We start from the raw sequence: 22,496 nt of genomic DNA, 5'->3' as shown, positions 1-22,496 counted from the left end.
CCCCGCTAGCTCGACTTCTTGGCCGCTGTCTTCTTCGCAGGCGCCTTTTTCGCCGGGGCTTTCTTGGCGGGTTTGGACTCCTTGTCGTCCTTGCCCGATCCGCCCCCACCGCGCGCCTTCACACTGGCCTCGAGCCTGGCCAGCAGATCCGACACATCCTCGGTCTCGTCCAGATCTGCCGGCTGCTCCTCGACGGAGAAGGCCTCGCCACCTTCGAGTTTCGCCTGCACCAGCTCGCGCAGCTCTTCCTGATAGTCGTCACGGAACTGGTCGGGTTTGAAGTCGTCGGTCATCGACTCCACCACCTGACCGGCCATCTTGAGCTCGGCGGGTTTGATCTGAACTTCCTTGTCCAGGACCGGGAAGTCGGGATCGCGGATCTCGTCGGGCCACAGCAGGGTGTGAATCATCATCACGTCGCGCTTGCTGAAGTCCTTGACCCGCAGGGCTGCGAGCCGGGTCTTGTTGCGCAGCGAGAAATGCACGATCGCGATGCGGTCGGTGTCGGCGAGAGTCTTGGCCAGCAGCACGTAGGACTTGGATGACTTCGAATCGGGTTCAAGGAAGTAGCTCTTGTCATACATCAGCGGGTCGAGTTGCTCGGCCGGAATGAACTCGACCACCTCGATCTCGCGGCTGCGTTCCTCGGGCAGGGTGGCGATGTCCTCGTCGGTGATCACCACCATCTGACCGTCGTCGGATTCAAAGGCTTTGTTGATGTCGCGGAACTCGACAACCTCGCCACAGACCTCACACACCCGCTTGTACCGGATGCGCCCGTTGTCCTTGGCGTGCACCTGGTGGAACTTGATGTCGTGGTCCTCGGTCGCGCTGTAGACCTTCACCGGAACGTTCACCAGGCCGAAGGCGATCGAACCCTTCCAGATGGATCGCATAAGGCCAGTATGGCGCACCGGAGGACCTACACCGGGTTAGTTGCCCTCGACGAGGCGGCGCACGGATTCGGGCAGGGGGATCTGCGCGCCCACCCAGGGCGCGGGTTCCGGCGCCCCGGCCACGGTCCGCAACGGGACCACGCCGGCCCATACGCCGGTGTCGGACGATGGCTCGGCCGGCGGCGCATCGCGCAGTTTGACCGTCCAGGCGCCCGGCTCGATCGGCAGCGCCATCGCCAGTGTCGCGGCGAGCTCCTTCTTCGTGTGGGTGCGCACCTCGGCGGTGCGGCCGGGGATCAGCGCATCACTCATCAGGTCGAGGGCCTGTACCGCATCGGGCCCGTCGAGGACGGTCAGGTGGCCCCGCACCACGGCTGACCGATAGTTGGCAGAGGAGTCGAAAAGGGTGTCGGCAACGACGATTCCGTCGAGCATGGTGACGGCGAAGGCCGCCGGCGCACCGGCCGCGACCTGTCTCAGTGCGCCCGCGCCGGTCGAGCCGTGCAGCACGATGCGATCACCGTCGCGGGCGTAGAGCATGGGCACCACCCACGGCAGGCCGTCCACCACGGTGGCGAGGGTGCCGACCGCCGCGGCATCGAGCACCGTATCCAGGTCGAGTCGTTGGCTTCTGGCACGGTCCGGGAGTCTGCCGATCTGTTCCACACATCGATCGTCAGCTCATTGTGGCCTCATCAACAGGTCCAGAACTGATAAGAATGTCCAGACCACTATTCTGGATGCCGTGGCGCGTCACCCGTCGGAATTGAATCTCGCGTTGCGGCTGCCGGTCAGCGGGTCACCGCTGCGTCACCGCATCGCCGACGCGATCGTCGAGCAGATCCGCACGGGCGGGCTGCGCCCCGGTGACGCGCTTCCCTCGACGCGCGTCCTGGCCACCGAACTGGCGGTGGCCAGGTCCTCCGTCGTCGAGGCATACGACGAACTCGCCGCGGCCGGCTATGTCACCGCGCGGGCCGGGTCGGGCACGCGCGTGGCCGCGGGCGCGGACGCCGCGGCCACCGCCGGTGCGGCATCGCACGTCGCGTCGGGCGCGGCCGCGATCGCGGCGCCACCCGCACCGCACCGGCCGCCGCCCTCGTGGGATCTGGCCCCGGGTCAGCCCGATGCGGACCTCATCTCGACAACCGACTGGCGCCGGGCCTGGCGTGCCGCCGCCGCGGCGCCGGTGCCTGCCAGGGCGGCGGGTCCGGACGGGCACGCGGAGCTGCGGCGGGCGCTGTCCGGACACTTGCGCCGCACCCGCGGGATCGCCGCGGAACCGGGCGAATTGATCATCGTGCCGGGGGTGGCATCGGCACTGCGTACCGTCGCCGGTGCGGCCCGGCTCGCGGGACACGACGTCGCGTTCGAGGAACCGGGCTACGCCGAGGCCCGGCGGGCATTCGAGATGTCCGGCGCCCGGCCGCGTTCGGTTGCCGTCGACGTCGACGGACTCGATCCCGGATCACTGCGTGAGTCAGACGCCGCGGTGTACTGCACTCCGGCGCACCAGTATCCGCTCGGCGCGCGGCTACCCGTGCCGCGCCGCGCTGCGCTCGTCGAGTGGGCGGCCGGCGCAGGCAAGCTGCTCATCGAGGACGACTACGACGGGGAGTTCCGGTACGACGTCTCGGCCCTGCCCGCGCTACGCAGCGTGGCCGGTGGGCGACACTGCGTGGCCTATGTCGGAACCGCTTCGAAGGTGCTCACCCCGTCGGTACGGCTTGCCTGGCTACTCCCGCCGCCCACCCTGAGGGATGCGGTCGCCGAGGTGCTCGATGTGAGCGGTGAATCGGTATGCGGCGTGACCGCCCTGGCACTGGCCCGGTTCATCGAATCGGGCGCGCTCACCCGGCACCTCGCCAGGGCGTCACGCACATACTCCGCCCGCAGGACCGCCTTGGTGGGCGCGCTCAAACAGGAGTGCAACGGCGTTGCACTCATCGGTGTCGAGGCCGGGTTGCATCTGGTGCTCCGGCTGCCCGACGACAGCGACGACACCGCGATCGCCGCCGCGCTGTCCAGCCGAGGCGTCGCGGTGCCGCCACTGTCTGGGTTCTTCGCGTACCCCGGTGGCCTCCGAGGACTGGTGTGCGGATATGCACTGCTCCCCGAAACGCAGGCAGGCGCTGTGGCTGCGGTCATCGCGGAGGTGCTGCGGTCGGTTCCAGCTGGTTGAGCTCAGCCCTGCGCCGGTGGTTCGCCCGCGACGGCGGCATTGCGGGTGGCGAGGTCGGGGAGGTCGGCCCCGGCGCGTGCCACGGTCAGCGTGGATGACAACCCGGCGGTCTGGACGACGTCCTCGAGTGTCTCGGCGCTGATCCGCGCCAACTGCGCCCTCCGGTCCGCCCCCAACAGCCCGTGGGACCACAACGCGTCGATCAGACCGGTCATGAATGCGTCGCCGGCGCCGACGGTGTCCACCACCTGCACGGGCCGGGCAGGCACCCGCACGATTCCCGCGGCACTGACAGCGAACGCGCCGCGTTCCCCCATGGTCACCGCGACGACCGCCGGTCCCATGCCCAGCCAGGTCTGCGCGATCTGCTCGGGGGTCCGTCGCGGATCGAGCCAGCGCAGGTCCTCGTCGCTGGCTTTGACGACATCGGCACGTTCGACCAGCCGCTCGATGCGGCCGCGCGCGGCGTCTTCGTCGGTGATCAACGCGGTCCGGACATTCGGATCGAAGGTGACGGTGGCCGAGACGTGGTAGGCGTCCAGCAGGGCGGCCACCGCCCGGCAGCCCGGCTCCAGCACGCTGGCGATCGATCCGGTGTGCACCACCAGGGGCGGTGCCACCTCCGGGGTCCCGGAGAGCTGCCAGTCGATGTCGAAGGTGTACTGCGCCGAGCCGTCGGCGGCGAGGACGGCTTGCGCGGTGGGGGTCCGCTTGGCCGTCACACTGTCCGAGACCAGTTGCACACCAGCAGTTTTGACGTACTCGACGATGCGACGACCGTGCTCGTCGTCAGCGATGTGGGTGAGGAAGTCGACGTCGCGGCCCAGCCGGGCCAGGCCGACCGCGACATTGAGCGGACTGCCACCGACATGCTCGGTGCTGGATGCTCGCTCGTGGCCTCGCTCAGTGCTGACGGTTCTATCGCGCTGGACGATGTCGATCAGCGCCTCACCGATGACCAGTGCGCGGCTCATGATCGCAATGCCTCCAATGTCGCCCTGGCGCCGTCGCGGTGCAGGGAATCCAGTGCCCACAGATAGTCGTCGACGAATCGCTGCTGGGTGGCGAGATCGCCGAACAGTGCGGTGTTTTCGATGAACGCGGTCGGTCGGTCACGCTGGGAGCGGGCCAACGGCACCAGGGTGTCGGCAAGCTGGTCCTGCACATCGATCGGTTCACCCTGTTCGTCGACACCCTCGGCGTAGCGGGCCCAACTGGCCACCACGGCGGCCGACAACCGCACCGGCGCCCCGGATTTGAGGTTCTCCCGGATGACGGGTAGCAGCCATTTGGGGATGCGATCGGAGGATCCGAAGCACAACCGGACGATGGTGTCACGCACCCCGGGATTGGCGAACCGCTCGATCAGCGTGCGCTTGTAGTCCGTGAGATCGATGCCGGGCACCGGTTGCAGTGTCGGCGTGCCCTCCGAATCCATGTAGTTCAACAGAAATTCGGCGAACAACGGGTCGCTGGCGGCGTCGTGCACCAGCCGGTAGCCGGCGAGGTAGCCGAAATAGCACAGCGCCTGATGACTGGCGTTGAGCAGGCGCAGTTTCATCAGCTCGTACGGCGTCACGTCGTCGACCAGCAGCACGCCGGCGTCCTCGTAGGGCGGTCGGCCGTCGACGAACGAATCCTCCAGCACCCACGAGGTGAACGGTTCGGCCACCACCGGCCACAGATCGGTGACGCCGAACTCGGCTTCCACGGTCGCGATCACTTCCGGCGTGGTGACCGGGGTGATGCGATCGACCATCGAATTCGGGAACCGGGTATGGGTCGCGATCCAGTCGCCCAGTCCGGGATGCAGCCGGTCGGCATAGGTCGCGAAGACCCGGCGGGCCATATCGCCGTTGCCCTCGATGTTGTCGCAGGACACGATCGTGGGGGACCCGATGCCGCGGTCACGACGGCGCGCCAGCGCCTCGGACACGAGACCGAACACGTTCACCGAGTCGGTCGCGAGGGCATCGATGTCATAACCGCCCTCGGTGATGGTCAGCGAGATGATGCGGGTGGCGGGGGCGGCCAGCAGTTCGATGACCGCCTCGGGGTCCTCGGGCGCGTAGCGGTAGTCGACGATCGAACCGATCACGCGCGCCTCGCGGGTGCCGTCGGGATGCTCGAGGAGCAGGGTGTACAGGCCGTCCTGGGCCGCCATCACGTCGGCCATCCTGCGGTCGGATGGCAGTACGCCGACACCGCAGATGCCCCAATCGGTGGCCAATCCCTGCTCCAGGAGCCGGTCGATGTACATCGCCTGGTGTGCGCGGTGGAACCCACCGACACCGAAATGGACGATGCCGACCTGTATCTCGTCGCGGTTGTAGCTCGGCCCGGGGATCGGCAGCTCGGTCAGCGTCGATGCGGCGAGCTTCATGACACGGTCACCACAGTTTTGACGCTACCCGGCGTGGGGTGGCAGTCCAGTGCTTCGGGCTTCTCCGGCTCTTCCGCTGTGGGTGTTGTGTACGTCACATTCCTCATGTTAGCGTCTTGAGCATCTACTCGCACCCTTGAGCAGCTGCTCACGGATACGAAGGTGGTGACCATTGCCCGCGCCGACGACCGAGGATCTGCGGCTCGCCCTACGTGCGGCGACGCTGTACTACCTCGACGGCCTCACCCAGGCCCAGATCGCGTCGCGGTTGGGGGTGTCCCGCCCGACCGCCGGCCGGCTGGTGGCCAGGGCCAAGGCCAACGGACTGGTGCGCATCGAGGTGGTGGTGCCCCCGGACATGCGCGAAGACGTCCACGCCGAAGAGGAACGCGAACTGGAGCGCCGGTTCGGGCTGACCGAGGCTGTCGTGGCGGCGAACGCGAGCCGGGCCGGTGCGGCCCTGTTGATGCGACGGCTCAGCGCCGACGACGTCCTCGGATTCACCTGGGGTCCGGAGCAGGTCGGGGTGGCCAATGCACTGGTCTCCGGGGTGGCCAGCTGCCGGGCGGTGGTGCAACTCGACGGCGCCATGTCGACCGCTGCGTACCAGACCGGCACCGAGACCATCCTCACCCGGTGTGCAGATACGCTGCGTGCCAACCCATTCCGCCTACCGGCCCCGCTGTATGCCGACCCCGCGACAGTGGTCTCCATGCGTGGTGACTCGGTGATCTCCCGAACACTCGACGCAGGCAAGCGCGCCGATGTGATGCTGTTCGGGGTCGGTGCGGTGTCGACGTCGACGACGCTGTTCGACGGCAGCTTCCTCGAGATCCGGATGCTTGATGACCTCATCGCGCTGGGAGCAGTCGGGGAGATCGGCGGCCGGTTCTTCAACGCCGACGGTGAGCCGGTACACGGCGAACTGCAGCAGCGTGCGATGTCGGTGCCGCTGGAGGACATCCGCACGTGTGACAGGACCATCCTGGTGTCCGGCGGCGAAGGGAAGTACCAGGCGATTCTCGGCGCCCTGCGTGGCAAGCTGGCGCGTCTTTTGGTCTGTGACATCGATTGCGCCCGTTGGCTGTTGGCGCAGTGAAGGAACGAGGTTGGCATATGAGGTTTGTGAAGAGACTGGCCAGTTGCGCCGCTGCGGTCGCCCTGACCATGACGGCCGGCTGTGCCGGGGCGGGCACATTGGGCGCCACTGATCAGACGGTGACGATCGCGATGGTGTCGAACTCGCAGATGACCGACGCCCGCGCCCTGGCTTCGCGGTTCGAAGCGGACAACCCCGATATCAAGCTGCGATTCGTCACGCTGTCGGAGAACCAGGCCCGCGCCAAGATCACCGCGTCGACGGCGATGGGTGGCGGCGAGTTCGACGTGGTGATGATCAGCAACTACGAAACCCCGCAGTGGGCCGAAAACGGCTGGCTCGTCAATCTGTCGGACTACGCCAAGAAGACCCCGGGCTACGACGAGAACGATTTCATCCCGTCCCTGCGCGAATCGCTGTCCTACGAGGGCAGTATGTATGCGGTCCCGTTCTACGGCGAATCCTCGTTCCTGATGTATCGCAAGGATCTGTTCGAGCAGGCCGGTATCGAGATGCCCCGCAATCCGACCTGGCAGCAGGTCGCCGACGCGGCACAGAAACTGGACAGTCCGGACATGGTCGGCATCTGCCTGCGCGGCAAGCCCGGCTGGGGTGAGGTGCTGGCCCCGCTGGACACCGTGATCAACACGTTCGGTGGACGTTGGTACGACATGGACTGGAACGCCCAGTTGACCAGCCCCGAGGTGTCCAAGGCCGTCAACTTCTACGTCGACCTCGTCGGCAAGTACGGTGAACCCGGCGCGGCGACAAGCGGATTCGGTGAATGCGCGACGCAGTTCGCCCAGGGCAGAGCGGCGATGTGGTACGACGCCACCTCGGCGGTGTCGGTGCTTGAGGACCCGGAATCGTCCAATGTGGTCGGCAAGGTCGGATACGCGATGGCGCCGACCGTCGAGAAGCCGAACTCCGGCTGGCTCTACACGTGGGCGCTCGGAATCCCGAAGAGCAGCGACAAGCCCGACGCGGCCTGGAAGTTCATCTCCTGGATGACCGACCAGAATTACATCAAGCTGGTCGGTGAGGAACTGGGCTGGGCGCGGGTGCCACCGGGCAGCCGGCTCTCGACCTACCAGATTCCCGAGTACAAGGAAGCCGCAAAGGCATTCGGTCAGGTCACGCTCGACTCGATCGAAGGCGCCGACCCCGCCAAACCCACGGTACAACCGGTGCCCTACACCGGTGTGCAGTTCCTGGCGATCCCCGAGTTCCAGGACCTCGGGACACGGGTCAGTCAGCAGATCAGCGCGGCCATCGCCGGGCAGCAGTCCGTCGCCGACGCGCTCGAACAGTCACAGAAGTACGCAGAAGTCGTCGGCCGGACCTATCAGGAGAAGCCATGACAACCACGGAGACGAAAGCCCAGGCCGAGGCCGAGGCTGAACACGTCGCGCGGATCAAGAGCAAGCAGGACGTGGGGGTGTCACGCGCCGAAGGATGGCGACGGCGGGGCCCGCTGCTGCCCGCGCTGATCTTCATGATCGTGGTGACCCAGATCCCGTTCCTGTTCACCCTGTACTACTCGACGCTGTCCTGGAACCTCGTGCGACCCGGGTCGCGGGAGTTCATCGGCCTGCAGAACTACATCGACGTCATCGGTGACACCACGTTCTGGCAGGTCGCGATCAACACCGTCGTCATCATCGTTGCCACGGTGCTGATCTCGGTGATCCTCGGACTGATCCTGGCGTTGCTGCTGGACCGGGTTTTCCTGGGGCGCGGGGTGGTTCGCACCCTGCTCATCACCCCGTTCCTGGTGACGCCGGTGGCCGGGGCACTGATGTGGAAGACCGCGATGCTCGATCCGGTCTTCGGCATCGTGAACTGGGTGCTGTCCCCGTTCGGACTCGAACACATCGACTGGGTGAGCCGCTTCCCGCTGTCCTCCGTGGTGATCAACCTGGTCTGGCAGTGGACCCCGTTCATGATGCTGCTGATCCTCGCCGGCCTCCAGTCGATGCCGCGAGACATCCTGGAGGCCGGCCGAGTCGACGGCGCGACAGGATTCCAGCTGTTCCGGGAGCTCACCCTGCCGCACCTGCGCCGGTTCATCGAACTGGGCACCGTGCTCGGCGCCATCTATCTGGTCAACACCTTCGACGCCATCTACATGATGACCCAGGGCGGCCCCGGCACGGCGAGCGCAAACCTGCCGTTCTACATCTACCAACGCGCGTTCCTGGGCTTCGACATCGGCCAGGCCGCCGCGATGGGAGTGATCGTGGTGATCTTCACCATGATCATCGCAAGCTTCGCGCTGCGGTTGATCTTCAAATCGTTCACCGGCAAGGAGGAGGCGGCCTGATGAGCACCGTAACCGAAACCGCGACCACGGCCGCACCGGCGCCCAAGCCGTCAAAGGTCAAGCGGCGCAAGTTCGATCCGTGGGGTGTGGTGGCCTGGATCGTCGGGCTGGGGTTCTTCTTCCCGGTGCTGTGGATGGTGCTGACCGCGTTCAAGCAGGAGGTCGACGCCTACACCCCGACGCCGAAGATCTTCTTCGTGCCGACGCTCGACGAGTTCAAGGCGGTGTTCGAGAACGGTGTCGGCACCAGCCTGCTGAACTCCCTGTTCGCCACCACGGTGTCGACGATCCTGGTGCTGGCGCTGGGCGTGCCCGCGGCATTCGCACTGTCGCTCAAGCCGGTGCGTAAAACCAAGGACGCGCTGTTCTTCTTCATGAGCACCAAGATGCTGCCGATCGTCGCCGCGATCATCCCGCTGTACGTGATCGTGTCGAACATCGGCCTGCTGGACAACATCTGGGCACTGATCATCCTGTACACGGCGATGAACCTGCCGATCGCGGTGTGGATGATGCGCTCGTTCTTCCTCGAAGTGCCTGGCGAACTCTTGGAGGCCGCGAGCCTCGACGGCGCCAGCACCTGGCGGTCGGTGCGCGAGGTGATCCTGCCGTTGGTGTCGCCGGGAATCGCGGCCACCGCGCTGATCTGCGTCATCTTCGCCTGGAACGAGTTCTTCTTCGCGGTGAATCTCACTGCGGTACAAGCCCAGACCATGCCGGTGTTCCTGGTCGGCTTCATCGCAGGGGAGGGCCTGTACTGGGCCAAGCTGTGCGCGGCGGCGACGATGGCCGCGCTTCCGGTGGTTCTCGCGGGCTGGATCGCGCAGAACAAGCTGGTTCGTGGACTGTCCTTCGGCGCCATCAAATAGGGAGAAATGACTCATGGCTGCAATCACTTACCGCAACGCCTCCTGCATCTACGAAGGGTCGGACAAACTTGCCGTCGACTCGCTGAACCTCGACATCGACGACGGTGAATTCGTGGTCCTGGTCGGGCCTTCCGGGTCGGGGAAGAGCACCGCGCTGCGGATGCTGGCCGGCCTGGAGGACATCGACGACGGCAGCATCGAGATCGGCGGCAAGGACATGGTGGGGGTGCCGTCCAAAGACCGCGACATCGCCATGGTGTTCCAGAACTATGCGCTGTATCCGACCAAAACCGTCGCCGAGAACATGGGTTTCGCGCTCAAACTGCGCGGGGTGTCTGCCAAGGAGCGGCGCCAGAAGGTCGAAGAGGCGGCGAAACTGCTTGACCTGGAGGAGTTCCTGGACCGCAAACCCGCGAAACTGTCCGGTGGTCAACGCCAGCGGGTGGCGATGGGCCGCGCGATCGTCCGTGAGCCGCAGGTGTTCTGCATGGACGAGCCGCTGTCGAACCTCGACGCGAAACTGCGGGTACAGACCCGCACCCAGATCGCCGCGTTGCAGCGCCGGCTGGGCACCACCACCGTGTACGTCACCCACGATCAGGTGGAGGCGATGACGATGGGTGACCGGGTGGCAGTGTTGCGCAACGGAAAGTTGCAACAGTTCGCCTCGCCCTCGGAGCTGTACAGCAACCCGGCCAACGCCTTCGTGGCCGGGTTCATCGGCTCGCCGGCGATGAACCTCCACACCGCACCGATCGTCGCCGACGGCGTGCGGATCGGCGACGACTCGACGCTCAAGCTCGAACGCGAACAGCTGACCCGGCTGCACGAGGCCGGCCTGGAAACCGTGACCGTCGGAGTACGGCCCGAACACCTTCAGGTCTCCGACAGCGGTGGCATCGACGTGGTGATCGACCTGATTGAAGACCTCGGCAGCGAGATCTACCTCTACACCCACGCCGGACCCGACGTGGAGCTCGTCGCCCGCTCGATATCCCGCGGTCCGGCCCGCCTGGCCGACACCATCGAACTGCGCAAGACACCCGAAGGCGTGGTGCACCTGTTCCACCCGGAGACGGGGGCGCGGATCTAGCCTGGGAACATGGAGCGCTACGAACGGGTCCGCCTGACCAACCCGGACAAGGTGCTCTATCCCGCCACCGGCACGACCAAAGCCGAGGTGTTCGACTACTACCTGAGCATCGCCGAGGTCATGGTGCCGCATATCGCCGGGCGGCCGGTGACCCGTAAACGCTGGCCCAACGGTGTGGATGAGGCATCGTTCTTCGAGAAGCAGCTCGCCTCCTCGGCACCGGACTGGCTGGAGCGCGGCACCATCGTCCACAAATCCGGGACCACCACCTATCCGATCATCAACACCCGCGAAGGCCTGGCCTGGATCGGTCAGCAGGCGTCGTTGGAAGTGCATGTGCCGCAGTGGCAGTTCGGTTCGGGCGGGCGCAGCGGGGTGGGCAATGAGTCGAGCGGCAAGCAGGGTCCGGCCACCCGCATCGTGTTCGACCTCGACCCGGGCGAGGGTGTGACCATGCGGCAATTGTGCGAGGTGGCAACCGAAGTCCGCGATCTGATGGGTGACATCGGTTTCACCACCTATCCGCTCACCAGCGGTAGCAAGGGTCTGCATCTGTATGTGCCGTTGGCGGAACCGATCAGTTCGAACGGTGCCTCGGTGCTGGCACGACGGGTGGCCCAGCAGCTGGAAAAGGCCATGCCCAAGTTGGTCACCGCGACCATGACCAAAAGCCTGAGAACCGGCAAGGTGTTTCTGGACTGGAGCCAGAACAATGCCGCCAAAACCACCATTGCCCCGTATTCGCTGCGTGGGCGCGAACATCCGACCGTGGCAGCCCCCCGCACCTGGGATGAGATCGGTGGTCCGGAGCTACGACACCTGCGGTTCGATGAAGTGCTCCAGCGTGTCGAGGAGCACGGCGACCTGCTGGAGGACCTTGACGAAACGGTCGCACTGGACGACAAACTCACGACCTATCGCGGGATGCGTGATGCGGCGAAGACGCCGGAACCGGTGCCCAGAAAATCACCGAAGACCGGCAACAACGACAAGTTCGTCATTCAAGAGCACCACGCCCGCCGGCTGCACTACGACTTCCGACTTGAGCGCGACGGTGTGCTGGTGAGCTGGGCGGTGCCCAAGAATCTTCCCGACACCACCTCGGTGAATCACCTTGCCGTGCATACCGAGGATCACCCGATGGAGTACCTGACGTTCCACGGTGACATTCCCAAGGGCGAGTACGGCGGCGGCAAGGTCATCGTCTGGGACACCGGCACCTACGAGACCGAGAAGTTCAACGACAATGCGCCCGACGGCCCGGACAAGGGCGGGGAGGTGATCGTGACCCTGCGCGGCGACCGGATCTCCGGCCGCTACGCGCTGATCCAGACCGACGGCAAGAACTGGCTCGCCCACCGCATGAAGGACCAACAGCAGCCCACCGCAGGCGATCTGGCGCCGATGCTGGCGACGGAAGGTTCGGTCGACAAGCTGAAATCCACGCAGTGGGCGTTCGAGGGCAAGTGGGACGGTTACCGGCTGTTGGCCGACGCCGATCACGGCACGCTGACCCTACGGTCCCGCCGTGGCCGGGACGTCACGGCCGAATATCCGCAATTGCAGGCGTTGGCCGCCGATCTGGCCGATCACCACGTGATTCTCGACGGTGAGGCGGTGGCGCTCGACGAGTCAGGGGTGCCCAGTTTCGGTGAGATGCAGAACCGGGCCCGCTCCACCAGGTTGGAATTCTGGGCGTTCGACATCCTGTGGCTGGACGGCCGGTCCTTGCTGCGGGCCAAGTACTCCGACCGCCGCAGGCTGCTGGAGACACTGGCCGCAGGGGGTGGTCTGATCGTGCCCGAACAGCTTCCCGGTGACGGCCCCGAGGCCATGGCGTACGCGCGTGAAAACCGTTGGGAAGGCGTCATCGCCAAGAAACGGGACTCCACGTATCAACCGGGCCGACGGTCGGCGTCCTGGATCAAGGACAAGTTCTGGAACACCCAGGAAGTGGTGATCGGTGGCTGGCGCGAAGGCACCGGTGGCCGCAGCAGCGGGATCGGGGCGCTGCTGCTCGGCATCCCTGCAGAGGGTGGGTTGCAGTTCGTCGGGCGCGTGGGCACCGGGTTCACGGAGAAAGACCTGGCCAAGCTCAAAGCCATGCTCAAACCGCTGCACACCGACGAGTCACCGTTCAACTCCCGGCTGCCCACCCAGGACGCCAAGGGCGTGACATTTGTGCGACCGGAACTGGTCGGGGAGGTCCGCTACAGCGAGCGCACCACCGATAGCCGCCTGCGTCAACCGAGTTGGCGCGGGCTGCGGTCAGACAAGACGCCCGACGAGGTGAAATGGGAACCGTAGCCAGGTATAACGATGGATGATGCACCTGATGCAAACCTGACCGAGTGTGCGACGCTTGGCGACATCACGGACCTAGGCGAGTTGTTCGGTCGGCATGATCCAAAGCTCGCCGATCGCGGCATGGCGGGGTCTGGTGACCATGTAGCCGATGCTCTCTGCGACATCTTCGGGCGCCAATGCCTCAACGGTTGCGTTGAACGGCTCAATGATCCGAGCCTGGATATCACTGCTGTTGTGGGAACCCAGTTCGGTGTTCACTCCGCCGGGCTCGATGACGCCCACGCGAACGTGCCGTTGGGTGACTTCCTGCCGTAGGGACTCGGTGAAGCCGTTCACGCCGAACTTCGTGAGGCTGTACACCCCGTAGCCGTCGCTGGCTGTGCGGCCCGCGACCGAGCTGACGTTCACGATGTCCGCGACTCGACGCGGGCCGCCTTCGGCGGCCGCCAGTAGGTGCGGCAGTGCAGCATGGGTCGTGTTCAGCAGGCCGTTGACGTTGACGGCGATCATTCGATCCCAGTCCTGTGCGTCGGCGCCGGCGACGGGGCCCAGCAGCATGAGGCCCGCGTTGTTGACGACGATGTCCAGTCGTCCGAATCGTTGGACCGTCTCTTCGACGGCGGCATCAGCCTGTGCGCGGTCGCTGACGTCTGCTTCCACAGCTGTCGCGGCGCCACCGTCGCTTTCGATGTCTGCGACAAGTGTGACGAGACGGTCCTTGCGTCGTGCTACGAGTGCGACGGTGGCTCCGTGCTCAGCGAGATGGCGGGCCGTGGCAGCACCGATGCCGCTGCTGGCGCCGGTGACGAGGGCGACTGTTCCAGTCAATTTCGAGCTCATGGGACGAGTTCCTTCTGTGATGTGTGCCGATTTCCGCTACGGCTGATCGGTGGGCCGGATGACGATCTCGTTCACGGCGACGCGGCGCGGTTGCGTGACGATGTAGGCGATCGCTTCGGCGATGTCCTCCGCGTGCAATTGCTCCACTGCTCCGAACGCCGCTTTGAAATCTGCGTCTGAATTACCCTTCTGGTCGAACAATTCGGTTTGGGTGCGACCGGGCTCGATGACCGAGAAACGGACGTTGCGCTTGGTAAACTCTTGCCGCCACGCTTCGGTTGCGCCCGTCACGGCGAACTTTGTGGCGTTGTAGATTGCGACCGTCGGTGCCGCGACCCGTCCGGCGACGGACGAAATGTTCACCACGTCGGTCACCGAGCGTGGGCTGGTCTGTGCAGCGATGAGCAGGTGCGGCAACGCCGCCTTCGTCACATACATGAGGCCGCGCAGGTTGATGTCGACCATTCGGTCCCACTCTTCGAGCGGCGATTCTTCGGATGCGCCGTTCAGCATCACGCCCGCTGCGTTCACCAGGGTGTCGAGGCGGCCGAACTCGTCGACGGTTCGGTCAACAGTCAATTGCGCGTTGCCCGCATCAGTCAGGTCAGCAGCGATCACCAAGGCTTCATGGCCTTGGGACCGTAGCTGTTCCGCCAGTCCCTCGAGTTTGTCGGCCCGCCGCGCGGCGAGGGCGACTTTGGCGCCGGCACTGGCCAGCCTTTGTGCGGCGGCGTTGCCGATTCCGCTTGATGCTCCGCTTATCAGAACGACGTTTCCATCCAGCGCACTGTCTAGCACGTTGCCTCCTATTTTCGGTGCGTTGCGTCTCGTAAATCACTGTACGCTCTTTCCGAGACGCCGCGCACCGTTAATAAGTAGACTTCTTGTGTGTGCAGCGAAGAGCCTCGGCGGCGCGGACGGCGGAGAAGTGAAGAGAGCCGGCGAGCGATTCTGGCGGCGGCCTTCGATCTGGTGGCCGCGGAGGGGCAAGACTTCACGATCGAGGCCATTGCGGCCCGAGCGGGCGTCAGCAAGCAAACGATCTATCGGTGGTGGCCCACCAAAGGAGACATCCTTCTGGAGTCACTGGCCGCGCAGGCGGACGCGCAGATCTCAATTTCGGATCAGGGTTCATACCAAGAAGATCTGCTTCAGTTCCTCAGCCAGACCTTCAAGCTCCTTCGCCCGCAAGGGGTTCGAAGCGCATTGCGCAGCTTGATGGCGGAGGCGCAGCAGAATCCCGACCTATTATTGCGGTTTCAGCAAGGGTTCCTCGAGCGACGCCGTGCCGCGTTGTTTCAGATCATCAGCCGCGCTGAATCCCGCGGTGACCTCCCCCCTGAAGTGGGCGGCGAGCTCGTTGGCGACATCGTTTTCGGGGTGATCTGGTACCGCATGCTCGCGACCCAGCAGCTCCTGAGCAGCGTCGAAGCGAGGAACCTGGCAGATCTGCTGGCGTCAATGACTAGAGGGTCCGCAGATCGACCATAATCGTCCGCCGTGAAATCGCGCTGGCATACGGAGGTGATGGCGCCGGCCGTGAAGTCCGCCGAACTGCGCACACAAATACCGCACACTTCGAATACTGCACCTCCACCAGTTGTCTGGGAGCAGATCTGAGCTCCGATTCATCGGCCGGGGGAGCCCAGACCATATTCGAGGAGGTCGAAGACTGCGTGCAAAGCCGCCCGCGGGTCGGGCTCATCGCCGACGAACTGTGGGATCTCCAAAACGAAGCGGGCAGCGGCGCGGGCAGTGGTTGCGCCCGAGGGCAAGCCCAGCTCGGCCGCGATTGCCGCGGCAAGCGGTTCCTCGCAGCGGATCCAGAGCTTGCGTTGGTACTCGCGTAGTGCCGGCGTGCCCATGATCAGCTCGGTTCGGCGTCTGAACGCCTTCGAGGGGTTGTCCATGAAAGGCCCTCGCTGAGACATGAATTCGCGTAACGCGGCCATCACCGAAACTCCGTCGGCGCGGTCATGCACCGCGGCGAGCAGACTCTCGCGCCGCTGGGTGCCGTCGTCGAACATGACTGCCACTTTGCCGTCAGGCACGTGGTTGAACAGCGTAGGAACGGAGATGTCCGCCGCATCTGCGATTTCCTTGACGCTGACATTGTCGTAACCCTTGGCAAGGAACAGCTTTTCGGCGGCCTCAGACAGGGCGTGACGCGTCCGGGCGTTCTTGCGCTCACGTCGACCTAGCCCTCCGTTCGTCACCGGACCACTATAGCGCCCACTTGACTTGATCAACATTATTAGTGATTATGAAATTTAATGCGATAAAGTAATTTCATGGAAGGTAGAGAGAGTGGACATGGACACCACGATCGAAACCACACCGGTTCTCATCGTCGGCGGCAGTTTGGTGGGACTGTCCACGGCGGTCTTCCTCGCCTGGCATGGCGTCCCGGCAACGCTTGTCGAACGGCACAGCGGCAGTTCGTTGCATCCGCGGGCGATCGGCTACACCACCCGCACGATCGAGATCTTCCGGCAGGTCGGCATTCAGCCGGGCCCGAGCGCACAGGGCAACGGCAGCCCACGTCGGGTACGGGTCGAGAGCCTCAACGGGCGTTGGCTCCAGGAGCTCCCGTGGTCACCAGCACGAGCTGAACCGGAGTCCTCCGAGGACTATTCGCCGGTGCACGCTTCGGCCATCGCCCAGGATTACCTGGAGCCGATACTGCGAAGCCGGGCGTGCGAACTCGGAGCCCAACTACGCCTGGGTACAGAGCTCGTCTCGTTCTTCCAGAATGAGGATGGCGTGACGGCCACACTGCGCCGACGCGACGACGGGCACGAATATCAGCTGCACGCCGACTATCTGGTGGCCGCAGACGGTGCCGACAGTCCGATCCGTCAGCAACTCGGCATCGCCCGCAGCGGGCGCGGACTGCTGTCAGTGCAACGCAGCATTCTGTTCCGGGCTCCGCTGCAGGACTACCTGGAGCATGGCGTCGTGCAGTTCGAGATCGACCAACCGGACCTCGATGCGTTCCTGACCACCTACTCTGACGGCCGCTGGGTGCTGATGCTCAAAGATGATCTCGACCGGACCGATGACGAACAGCGGGCGGTGATCCGACAGGCCACCGGCATCGATGATCTGCCCATCGAACTCATCACCACCGGACGCTGGGAACTGTCCGCGCTCATCGCCGATCACTTCAGTAACGGCCGGATCTTCCTCGTCGGCGACGCCGCTCACCAGTTGCCACCCAACCGGGGCGGCTACGGAGCGAATACCGGAATCGCCGACGCACACAACCTCAGCTGGAAACTGGCCGCCGTCGGAGCGGGAGTCAGCCGCCCGGAGCTGCTCGATACCTACGACGCGGAACGCCGCCCCGTCGCCCAGTTGCGCCATGATCAGATTTTTGCCCGGGCTGACTTCAAGGCGTACATCGAGGGCCCGGACGCCGAAGGCGACATCATCGCCGATATCGCCGTGGAACTCGGCCAGCTGTACCGCTCTTCAGCACTGGAGGGCATCGACGACGATGTGCCGCAGGCCCGCAAACCCGACGAGTGGAACGGCCAGCCCGGTACCCGTGCACCTCACGTCTGGCTCGACAAGTCCAGCAGTCGATCACTGCTCGACATGTTCGGACGGGGTTGGGTACTCGTCACCGACGATGAGGCATGGGGCGCCGCCGCCGCCCGCGTCACGCGGGACATCGGTGTGCCGATTCGTTTCGTACGTGTGCCGTCGGCCTCCGATCCCGACATTCATCGAGAATTCCTGGCCAGATATGGAATTGGGTGCGGTGGGGCCTCGCTTATCCGGCCCGACGGCTATGTCGCCTGGCGGGCCCCGGTCGCTCCCGCCAGCCGTACAGCCGCGCTGATGACGGCGGTTGGTACGGCGGCGATGGCAACGGCCTTCGGACCGCGTGGAGCGCAGCGCACTGTCCCTGGCGGGATCGTCACCGCTAGTTGACATACCGACGAAAGAACTGGCCGTTATCCGCGTTGCCTCAGCTCGCGGCGCGACGACACACCGAGTTTGGCGAAGATCTTGCTCAGGTGCCATTCCACCGTCCGTGGGCTGATGAACAGATGACCCGCGATTTCGGAGTTCGTATAACCGTCACCTGCAAGTCGAGCGATGTAGCTTTCTTGGGTCGTCAATGGCACCGGCGCTCTGTCGGCCCGCTCTTTCCGTAACGGCTCGCCCGCGGCGTGGAGTTCGCGGCGCGCCCGCTCGGCGAAACCGTCGGCCCCCATCTGCGTGAACTTCTCATGAGCGATGCGCAGCTCCTCGCGTGCTTCGCCCCGGCGGTTCTCGCGCCGCAGCCACTCGCCGAAGATCAGATGGGTGCGCGCGGTCATTACGGTGAGCGGAGAGTTCTCTAAATGTGTTATCGCCGAACGGTATTCGTGCTCGGCGGCTGGGCCCGCGCCCAAAAGGGCCTTGGCGCGTGCCGCGTAGCCGAGTGCGGTTGGGGTTCCGTTGGCTTCGGCACGTTCGATCAACTGTGCAGCTGCCGATTCGGCGGCGCTTGTGTTGCCGGACCGGGAAGCAGCCTCGACCATCTCGTTGAGCACATGGCCGTACATTCCCACGTCGTCGTATTCGAGGGCCGATGTGCATGCTGCGAACGCCTCGTCGTACTGTGCGAGCCCGTTGTGCAGGATTGCCACCGAGAAGAGCACGACGGTGATTTCACTGCCTTCACCGCGCGCGGTCGCGTCCTCGATCGTGGCCGCAGCGAGGCCCTTGGCGAGTTGCTCTTGTCCGCGGCAAGCGGCGAGATAGGTCTGGATGGAGCGGTGGGGCGGCGCGCCGGTTGCGGTAGAGATCGCGTCGGACTCTTCGAGCAGACCCGCCGCCTGCGCAAAGTCGCCTGCCGTGACACAAACCCCTGCGTAGGTGGTCAATGCGGCAGGCAGCACCGTCAACTCGCCTGCCGCACGGAGTAGTTCGAGCTGGCGGGCATTGAGCGAGTTGTACGTGTCCTGATCGGACAGGTCGAGCAGGACTCGGAGCGTGATGTCGTGCGAACGCGGATCCGCGGTCCCGGCCGTGTCTTCCTCCAGATACCGGGCGATGGCGCGACGCAGCAGTGGTGCAGCGGCGGCGTGACTTTCGGTCAGCCGGAGGACCAGTCCGTCGAGGAAGAGGTCGGCGGCCGTAGGCGGCTCGGATGGGGGCGGTGCCTGTCGCGCCGCGGCCGCTATCGCTGCCGCGGACCCGCCCTCATCGGAGTAGAGACGGCCGACGATCATCGCCGCGGTCAGGGCCTCGAGGTAGGTGTCACGCGACAGTGTGGCATCCACGGGGCGCAGTCTTTGGGCGGCCGTCAAAAGCAGCGGTGGTGCGTCTCGGCCTCGTTGGGCGGCGAACGCGATCTTTGCTCGGACGAGACCGACTCGGGCACTGAGTGATTCGTCTTCAGCCCCGGCGGCCGGCGCCAGCAGCCGGGCTGCGGCCTCCGGATCGCCCGCGTCCAGCGTGGCGAGCGCAGCGGCCAGTGCGCGCTCGGCGCGCCGGACGGGATCAGGCGTGAGTTCGACGGCATACGCCAGAAACGCTGCGGCCGCGGCGGATCCACCACGGCGGCGGGCTCGCTCGGCCGAGCCCACCAGTTCCACTGCCACCGCCTCATCGGGTGCATCCGTGGCGTGAGCGCGGTGCCAGGCACGGTGCTCACCGGCGATCGGCCCGGAGATCACCTCGGCCAATGCCGCGTGAGCTCGCCGACGCTCCGATGGCGAGGCGCTCCGGTAGATCGCCGACCGCACCAGGGGATGCCGGAAGCGTAGCCGGGTATCGACGGTAACCAGGCCGCTCTCCTCCGCCGGAACACCGGCGTCCGCACCGACTCCGAGGCGCGTGGCGGCGGCCCACAACCATGCCGGCTCGCCGGTCGGTTCGGCGGCCGCGAGCAGCAGGAGCATGCGTGTCTGCGGCGGCAGTTCGCGCAGTCGCCGGCCGTACGTCTGCTCGATGCGTGCCGCCAGCGGATTGGCAGCCGCCAATCCGTATCCGCCTGCCAGCCGCGCGGGTGGCAGCGCACTGTTCAATTCGAGCAAGGCCAGAGGGTTTCCGCCCGCTTCGGCCAGTATGTTGTCGCGGACGATTTCGTCCAGTCGGGTCGGCATCATCGCCGAGAGCAGTGCCCGTGCATCGGCATCGGCGAGGCCCCGGAGGTGCAACTCGGGTAATGCGGCCAGTCCCGGATCGGTCTGTGTTCCGCGCGCCGCGAAGACCATCACCACAGGGTCGGCGGCGAGCCGGCGCCCGGCGAACGCCAGCGCTTGGAGTGAGGCGCGATCGACCCACTGTGCGTCATCGATGAGGCAGAGGGTGGGGCGCTCCGCAGCGGCGTCGGACAGCAGCGAAAGCACCGCCAAGCCCACCAGCAGGCGATCCGGCGCAGCACCGTCGCGCAAGCCGAGCGCCACCCGTAGGGCGTTCTTCTGGGGGTTGGGCAACCGGTCGATGTGTCCGAGTAGCGGCGCGCACAGCTGCTGAAGGCCGGCGTAGGCGAGCTCCAGCTCTGATTCCGCGCCGCTGACGGCAATGACGTGCAGATCTGCGGCATTGTCGTGAAGATCGCGCAGCAACGCCGTTTTGCCGATGCCTGCCTCACCCCGCACGACCAGGACTCCGCTCCCGCCACCGCGGGCGCGCTCGAGTAGCTCAGTCAACTGTCGCTGCTCAGCGCGCCGTCCCACCAGCGCGCCGCGTCGCACACCGTCGGCCATGCGGTGATCTTTACACGCGAACGAGCTGGTAGCCGCCCGAAGCTCCACAGTTCGGCTACCCGCTGCCCAGTCCCGGGTCGCCGTCAACCCGTGGTTTTCACGGGGTGAACGAAGCTCGCCGGGGTGTGTGATTTTCCCAGGCGGACTGCATTCATTCCATGAAGGGCTTTCACGATGACCAAAAACATGACCGTCCACGACGCCACCTATGACCTGTTGCGCACGCTGGGGCTGACCACGGTGTTCGGCAATCCAGGCTCCACCGAGCAGACCTTCCTGCAGAACTTCCCGGACGACTTCACCTACATCCTGGGATTACAAGAAGCGTCGGTGTTGGCGATGGCCGATGGCTTCGCGCAGTCCACCGGCAAGCCCGCGTTGGTCAACCTGCACACCGCGGCAGGCACCGGGAACGCGATGGGCAGCCTCGTCGCGGCTTACCGCGCGAATACGCCGCTGATCGTCACTGCCGGCCAGCAGACCCGCGAAATGTCATTGTGTGATCCATATTTGAACAACCCCGACCCGACGATCATGCCGCAGCCATGGGTCAAATGGGCCTACGAGCCGGCGCGTGCCGAGGACGTGCCCGCGGCATTCATGCGGGCTTACGCCGTCGCGATGCAGCCGCCGGCGGGGCCGGTGTTCCTGTCCATTCCGCTCGACGACTGGAACAAGCCGGCGCTGGGGCCTGCGGTGGTCAGGACGGTCAGCCGACGCGTCGAGCCGGACGGTGAGCGGCTGCGCGAGTTCGCCACCCGGATCAGCCGGGCGGAGCGACCCCTGTTGGTACTCGGGCCGGAGGTCGATCGCGCGGGCGCGTGGGATGCCGGCATCGCCTTCGCCGAGAAACTGCGCGCATCGGTTCGCGGCAGTGGGCTGTCGGACAGGTGCTCATTTCCCGAGGATCACCCGCTGTACGCGGGTCCGCTGCCATTGACGATCGCCGGCGTCAACGAGGCCGTAGCGGGCTTCGACCTCGTCATCACGATCGGCGCACAGGTGTTCCGGTACTACCCGTACGTCGGGGGCGAGTACTTACCCGACGGCACCGAGGTCCTGCAGATCACCGGCGATCCCCACCTCGCCGCGATCGCGCCGGTAGGTGACAGCCTGCTCGGCGATGTGGGCACGGTCCTCGAACAGCTCGTGGAGTTGGTGGACGTCCCAGCCGACCGGCAGGCTCCGCCCGGACTGAGCCGAGATTTCAGTGGCGATCTCCCGGTCGCATCGGCGCCGCTGCTGCCCAATGACGTCTACGCGGTGCTGAGCGGGGTCAAACCCGACGACGCCGCGGTCGTCATGGAGTCCACCTCTACGCTGGCAGACCTCATTCAGTGGTGGCCCACTCGGCGCACCGGCAGCTTCTTCGCGACGGGCAGCGGCGGCATCGGCTGGGGCGTACCTGCGGCGGTCGGCATCGCGCTCGGCGACCGGGCCCGCGGCGTGAAGCGAACCATCGTCGCCTCGATCGGCGACGGATCGTTCCAGTACTCGATCCAGGCCATCTGGACCGCGGCGCAGCACAAGCTGCCGATCGTGTTCGTCGTACAGCGCAACGGCGAATACTGCGTGCTGAAGTCCTTCGCGCTTCTCGAGGAGACGCCGAATGTTCCCGGACTGAACCTGCCGGGGCTCGATATCGCCGCACTGGCAACAGGTTTCGGATGCCGAGCGGCCAATGTGGCGAGCACCGAGGAATTGTCGCTCGAATTCAAGGCGGCCCTGGAAGCCGACGGGCCCACCGTCCTGGTGGTGCCGACCCAGCCGCACCTACCGTTCCTGGGCTGAGCG

Annotated in this window: 18 protein-coding genes; 10 read left to right on the top strand and 8 right to left on the bottom strand. The window is 65.6% G+C overall.

Annotated elements, in window-relative coordinates; genetic code table 11:
• Positions 1–5: 5 nt before the first annotated feature.
• Together ku and M1247_RS35480 are read right to left on the bottom strand one after the other, a co-directional pair.
• Positions 6–896, bottom strand: a complete 891-nt coding sequence (gene ku, locus M1247_RS35485; protein ID WP_317161149.1) for a non-homologous end joining protein Ku — start codon at positions 894–896, stop codon at positions 6–8.
• Between the two features lie 36 nt (positions 897–932).
• A complete protein-coding gene (locus M1247_RS35480; protein WP_317161148.1) occupies positions 933–1,562 on the bottom strand; it encodes a pyridoxamine 5'-phosphate oxidase family protein in 630 nt (209 codons plus the stop codon).
• 79 nt (positions 1,563–1,641) lie between these two features.
• Here M1247_RS35480 and pdxR point away from each other — a divergent pair, with 79 nt between their 5' ends.
• Positions 1,642–3,078 carry a MocR-like pyridoxine biosynthesis transcription factor PdxR gene (gene pdxR, locus M1247_RS35475; protein ID WP_317161147.1) on the top strand — a complete coding sequence of 479 codons (1,437 nt, stop codon included), beginning with the start codon at positions 1,642–1,644 and terminating at the stop codon, positions 3,076–3,078.
• Between the two features lie 2 nt (positions 3,079–3,080).
• Here pdxR and M1247_RS35470 read toward each other — a convergent pair whose 3' ends face one another.
• Both M1247_RS35470 and M1247_RS35465 read right to left on the bottom strand, forming a co-directional pair.
• Positions 3,081–4,052: a carbohydrate kinase family protein gene (locus tag M1247_RS35470; protein WP_317161146.1), complete on the bottom strand. Its 972-nt coding sequence runs from the start codon at positions 4,050–4,052 to the stop codon at positions 3,081–3,083.
• On the bottom strand, positions 4,049–5,461 hold the full coding sequence (locus M1247_RS35465; RefSeq protein ID WP_317161145.1) for a mannitol dehydrogenase family protein: 1,413 nt from the start codon (positions 5,459–5,461) through the stop codon (positions 4,049–4,051). Before M1247_RS35465 ends, M1247_RS35470 begins: the two co-directional genes overlap by 4 nt.
• Before the next feature lie 172 nt (positions 5,462–5,633).
• Between M1247_RS35465 and M1247_RS35460 the strand changes: the two genes are divergently transcribed.
• Genes M1247_RS35460 through M1247_RS35435 form a run of 6 tightly spaced genes read left to right on the top strand, consistent with a single transcriptional unit; the run spans position 5,634 to position 13,152 of the window.
• Positions 5,634–6,560 carry a sugar-binding transcriptional regulator gene (locus tag M1247_RS35460; RefSeq protein WP_317161144.1) on the top strand — a complete coding sequence of 309 codons (927 nt, stop codon included), beginning with the start codon at positions 5,634–5,636 and terminating at the stop codon, positions 6,558–6,560.
• A 17-nt stretch (positions 6,561–6,577) separates the two neighbouring features.
• Complete coding sequence (locus tag M1247_RS35455; protein WP_317161143.1) at positions 6,578–7,921, top strand: ABC transporter substrate-binding protein; 1,344 nt, start codon at positions 6,578–6,580, stop codon at positions 7,919–7,921.
• The gene (locus M1247_RS35450; protein WP_317161142.1) at positions 7,918–8,883 is read left to right on the top strand and encodes a carbohydrate ABC transporter permease; all 966 of its coding nucleotides are present in this window, start codon (positions 7,918–7,920) and stop codon (positions 8,881–8,883) included. Before M1247_RS35455 ends, M1247_RS35450 begins: the two co-directional genes overlap by 4 nt.
• Positions 8,883–9,752, top strand: coding sequence for a carbohydrate ABC transporter permease (locus tag M1247_RS35445; RefSeq protein ID WP_317161141.1), 870 nt, complete (start codon positions 8,883–8,885; stop codon positions 9,750–9,752). Before M1247_RS35450 ends, M1247_RS35445 begins: the two co-directional genes overlap by 1 nt.
• A gap of 13 nt (positions 9,753–9,765) precedes the next feature.
• Positions 9,766–10,845: an ABC transporter ATP-binding protein gene (locus M1247_RS35440; RefSeq protein ID WP_317161140.1), complete on the top strand. Its 1,080-nt coding sequence runs from the start codon at positions 9,766–9,768 to the stop codon at positions 10,843–10,845.
• Positions 10,846–10,854: 9 nt separating this feature from the next.
• The gene (locus M1247_RS35435) at positions 10,855–13,152 is read left to right on the top strand and encodes an ATP-dependent DNA ligase (protein ID WP_317161139.1); all 2,298 of its coding nucleotides are present in this window, start codon (positions 10,855–10,857) and stop codon (positions 13,150–13,152) included.
• Between the two features lie 72 nt (positions 13,153–13,224).
• Here M1247_RS35435 and M1247_RS35430 read toward each other — a convergent pair whose 3' ends face one another.
• The gene (locus tag M1247_RS35430) at positions 13,225–13,992 is read right to left on the bottom strand and encodes an SDR family NAD(P)-dependent oxidoreductase (RefSeq protein WP_317161138.1); all 768 of its coding nucleotides are present in this window, start codon (positions 13,990–13,992) and stop codon (positions 13,225–13,227) included.
• 36 nt (positions 13,993–14,028) lie between these two features.
• A complete protein-coding gene (locus tag M1247_RS35425) occupies positions 14,029–14,790 on the bottom strand; it encodes an SDR family NAD(P)-dependent oxidoreductase (RefSeq protein WP_317161137.1) in 762 nt (253 codons plus the stop codon).
• Positions 14,791–14,880: 90 nt separating this feature from the next.
• Here M1247_RS35425 and M1247_RS35420 point away from each other — a divergent pair, with 90 nt between their 5' ends.
• Entirely contained in the window at positions 14,881–15,483 is a 603-nt protein-coding gene (locus M1247_RS35420) for a TetR/AcrR family transcriptional regulator (RefSeq protein ID WP_317161136.1), read from the top strand.
• 137 nt (positions 15,484–15,620) lie between these two features.
• Here the strand turns inward: M1247_RS35420 and M1247_RS35415 are convergent, their stop codons facing one another.
• Entirely contained in the window at positions 15,621–16,208 is a 588-nt protein-coding gene (locus M1247_RS35415) for a TetR/AcrR family transcriptional regulator (protein ID WP_317161135.1), read from the bottom strand.
• Positions 16,209–16,305: 97 nt separating this feature from the next.
• Here M1247_RS35415 and M1247_RS35410 point away from each other — a divergent pair, with 97 nt between their 5' ends.
• Positions 16,306–17,931 (top strand): FAD-dependent monooxygenase, encoded by a 1,626-nt coding sequence (locus tag M1247_RS35410; protein WP_317161134.1) that lies wholly within the window; start codon positions 16,306–16,308, stop codon positions 17,929–17,931.
• Positions 17,932–17,954: 23 nt separating this feature from the next.
• Here the strand turns inward: M1247_RS35410 and M1247_RS35405 are convergent, their stop codons facing one another.
• Positions 17,955–20,702 carry a helix-turn-helix transcriptional regulator gene (locus M1247_RS35405; RefSeq protein WP_317161133.1) on the bottom strand — a complete coding sequence of 916 codons (2,748 nt, stop codon included), beginning with the start codon at positions 20,700–20,702 and terminating at the stop codon, positions 17,955–17,957.
• A 174-nt stretch (positions 20,703–20,876) separates the two neighbouring features.
• Between M1247_RS35405 and mdlC the strand changes: the two genes are divergently transcribed.
• A complete protein-coding gene (gene mdlC, locus M1247_RS35400; protein ID WP_317161132.1) occupies positions 20,877–22,493 on the top strand; it encodes a benzoylformate decarboxylase in 1,617 nt (538 codons plus the stop codon).
• The last annotated feature ends 3 nt before the right edge of the window (positions 22,494–22,496 follow it).

Source organism: Mycobacterium appelbergii (assembly GCF_032883035.1).
Taxonomy (GTDB): domain Bacteria; phylum Actinomycetota; class Actinomycetes; order Mycobacteriales; family Mycobacteriaceae; genus Mycobacterium; species Mycobacterium appelbergii.
The sequence above is the reverse complement of the archived record's forward strand: the minus strand, read 5'-3'. Positions and strand labels throughout refer to the sequence as shown.